This is a genomic window from Aquiflexum sp., assembly GCF_977115555.1.
Genome location: NZ_CDSBKL010000415.1, coordinates 1 through 3,477, shown reverse-complemented (window position 1 = coordinate 3,477; position 3,477 = coordinate 1). Strand labels below are relative to the sequence as shown.

4 protein-coding genes are annotated in these 3,477 nt (G+C 35.8%); 1 reads left to right on the top strand and 3 read right to left on the bottom strand.

All coding sequences use genetic code 11. The features are described from left to right. A partial coding sequence (locus ACZFYI_RS17590) for a peptidylprolyl isomerase (protein ID WP_462525430.1) occupies window positions 1-293 on the bottom strand: 293 nt, incomplete at its 3' end. 508 nt (window positions 294-801) lie between these two features. Between ACZFYI_RS17590 and ACZFYI_RS17585 the strand changes: the two genes are divergently transcribed. Further along, window positions 802-2,301: a peptide MFS transporter gene (locus tag ACZFYI_RS17585; RefSeq protein WP_462525431.1), complete on the top strand. Its 1,500-nt coding sequence runs from the start codon at window positions 802-804 to the stop codon at window positions 2,299-2,301. A 311-nt stretch (window positions 2,302-2,612) separates the two neighbouring features. Here the strand turns inward: ACZFYI_RS17585 and ACZFYI_RS17580 are convergent, their stop codons facing one another. Together ACZFYI_RS17580 and ACZFYI_RS17575 are read right to left on the bottom strand one after the other, a co-directional pair. After that, complete coding sequence (locus ACZFYI_RS17580) at window positions 2,613-2,807, bottom strand: hypothetical protein (RefSeq protein WP_241124775.1); 195 nt, start codon at window positions 2,805-2,807, stop codon at window positions 2,613-2,615. Window positions 2,808-2,876: 69 nt separating this feature from the next. Continuing rightward, on the bottom strand, window positions 2,877-3,341 hold the full coding sequence (locus ACZFYI_RS17575; protein ID WP_462525429.1) for a hypothetical protein: 465 nt from the start codon (window positions 3,339-3,341) through the stop codon (window positions 2,877-2,879). Window positions 3,342-3,477: the final 136 nt, after the last annotated feature.

Here is a 3,477-nt window from a genome sequence, read left to right as displayed (position 1 = left end):
TGTGAACCTCCTGTATTTTTACCTGCATGAGCCATAGATAAGACCCCCCTATCATGGTATTGGTTTTCGCCATCCAATTCACAATCAATTTTGTAGCCGGGACCACCTGTGCCATTTCCTTTTGGGCAACCACCCTGAATCACGAAATTTGGAATTACCCTATGAAAGGTCAATCCGTCATAGAACCCTTTTTTTGAAAGGGAAATAAAGTTATCCACTGCTTTTGGGGCATCTTTGTCAAAAAACTCCACCTTCATCAGGCCTTTTTCAGTAAGTATTTCAGCTGTTTTCATAAATTATATTTTGGCAAAAATAGAAAATATTATTTGGCATTGTTTCAAATTCAAATAAATAAAAAGGAGTGCATAACACTCCTTTGGGTTGGGTTTATTCTCTGATAAATATTAATTGACTAAAACAGCTTTCTTTATCTCAATGAATTAAATAATTTTAATTATGGATCAAATATAAATAATTAATGCAAGACAGAACAATAAAAATCTTCATTTTTTAAGTAAACAATGGATTACGTGTTTTTTTTTGGCGAAATCAAGTATCAACAACTCATTGTGCTATTTGAATATGGCAAAGGGATTTTCAGTTGTTTTTCTATTAGAAACATAATTTGGTTTTGATTCAGGAAAAGCACAATTTGGTAAATTCATTTATCATTGCGTTATTAAAAGTTTTATCACTACTTAAAAACCAGAAATATTGGAAAATAAATTTGAGAACAACCAGGGATTGACTCAAGTCGATTTGTATCCTGGCCCGACCCTATTTGGCCATCCAAAGGGATTGATGACTTTGTTTTTCACCGAGATGTGGGAAAGATTCAGCTATTATGGAATGCGGGCGCTTTTGATATTATTTATGACCACCTCCATCGTTGATGGTGGATTAGGATTTGATGATAAAACTTCCGGGGCAATATATGGTCTGTATACCATGGGAGTTTATCTGCTCGCATTGCCTGGAGGATGGTTTGCGGATAGGCTTTTTGGTTTGAAAAAGTCTGTTTGGTATGGAGGTATTATCATTGCTTTGGGGCACTTTACAATGGCTTTGCCGGGTTTATTTAAAATGATGGGAGATGAAGTTTCTGTTAAGGAATCCCTTTCTCTAATGGATACGAATTCTTTCTTTTTGGGATTGATTTTGATTGTATTAGGAACCGGGCTGTTGAAGCCAAATATAAGTTCGATTGTTGGGCAGCTTTATCCTGCAGGCAGTTCAAAAAGAGATGCAGGGTTTTCGATTTTTTATATGGGGATAAATCTTGGGGCTTTTATAGCTCCAATTGCCTGCAGTACTTTAGCAACTTATGATTGGCATTTAGGGTTTGGTTTGGCAGGACTTGGGATGCTTATAGGTTTGATCCAATATCGATTGACCAGTTCTAATCTAATTGGTTATGGTGATGAAATTGAGGTTTCGACCGAAAAGGATGTTTTGGAAAGAAAAAAATTGATCAGGATCCTTTTTGGGATTGGAGCCATTGTATTGTTTGTTTTGGCACTTCTGTTTATGGGTTTTATTTCGATCAATGTGTTGGCTTTGGCGGGCGCGTCCGGGACAATCATCGCAATAGTAGCTTTCGTTTATCTAGGATATGTCATTTTGTTTGGTGGATTAAGTCGGGATGATCGAAATAAAGTAGGCGTGATTGCGATACTGTTTTTATTTTCTGCCTTGTTTTGGTCAGGTTTTGAGCAAGCAGGATCTACCTTGAATTTGTTTGCAGAGAGGTTTACAAATCGAAATTTCTTAGGATGGGAAATCCCTTCGGGATATTTTCAATCAATCAATTCTTTATTTATAATCATTTTTGCACCATTTTTTGGTGCACTTTGGGTATGGTTGGGCAGGAGAAATTTAGAACCAAATTCACCATTGAAATTTGCAATGGGTTTGATTTTACTGGGTATGGGATTTTTGGTGATGTATTTTGCCGCCAAAATTGCCGCTTCAGGTAACCTAGCCGCGCCTACTTGGTTGATTTTTACTTACCTTCTTCATACATTCGGCGAGCTGAGTTTGAGCCCTGTTGGATTGAGTTTAGTTACAAAATTAGCCCCGGCAAAATATGGTGGCCAAATGATGGGAATCTGGTTCCTGTCTGTTTCTCTTGGTAATTTATTTGCAGGTTTGATAGCTGGAGAGGCTAGCGGCGGTACTGATGAAGCTCTTGCCCAAATGCCCAGCCAGTATATGATTATTGTTTTTACAGCAGTGGGCGCAGGATTGTTGTTATTGTTATTAAGTAGACCGATAAGAAAATTGATGGGCAATGTCCATTAAAAAGTAAATGGGAAGAAATAAAAAAAGGGTCTATTTAGACCCTTTTTTATTTCTTTTTGACTTCTTTCGGAGCCTTTGTACTTCTGAAATCTACGGCGGAAATACCAGCGCCAAGCCCGACTAAAATGCAGACAATTAATAAAAACAATTGTGCACCTGAGGCAATAGGGGAACTAAAGATTTGTAATAGCATATATGTAAAAGATTTCTTAATACTAATTTTTCGAAAGATAGTATAGAATGGAATTTAGACAAAATTTGAAATAAAAAAAGCAGGAAGATATTTGAGACTTCCTGCTTTTTGTTCCAAATTAATCAATTTCGTCGTCAAAGTCCTCATCGAAATCGTCATCATCGAAATCATCGTCTTCTAGATCATCGAAATCCTCATCAAGGAGTTCACTGTCTTCATCAAGATCGTACACCTCGTCTTTAAATTCCTCAGCGAACTCATCGTCATCATCGAAATCTTCGATTTCTTCAAAATCATCTTCAAAGTCGTCCATAGTATGAATAAGGTTAATGTTTTAAATATCAAATGGATTGATAGGCGCTAATTAAATCAAAATAAATATTTAAGCAAATACCTTATCAAGGTTATTTTTTTGCAACATACTGCCATCTAGTTTTGCTTCCTCTTCAATCCACTGATTTTCTAGCATTTCCAGCCAAGTTTCAAAATATAGGATTACGTCAAGCCTATTATTTTTTTCTAAATGATTTCTCTTTATGAGAGGAATTTTGTTTAATATTTTTGGATCAGACAATTTTTCAAGATGTCTGAGTTCATTGATTTTAAGTCCTTTTTCAAGCATTTTACTGATCATGAGGTCCATTGGGTAGCCACTATCAGGACAATAATCCACTAATTGCTCATTCCAATCACCTGATTTTTCCATGGCATATCGATGGATATCTTCTTTTGAGAGTTGGATAAGTTCTTGGGCCAGGTTTCCACAATTGCATAACCCCATATGACCCCATTGATAAGGGGAACCTTTTTTAAGTTTATTGATCGTATTTCTTATCGCTGCGATCAATTCAAAGTTTGAAACTGACATGGAAGAAAATTTTTTTAAAAAGTTAACAATAAAAAACCTACCTGGTTTATTAAAAAGTGATAATTTTTAAAAAATGGTAAATAAAAATCTTACCCTTCCATGAAAGAACAAAACC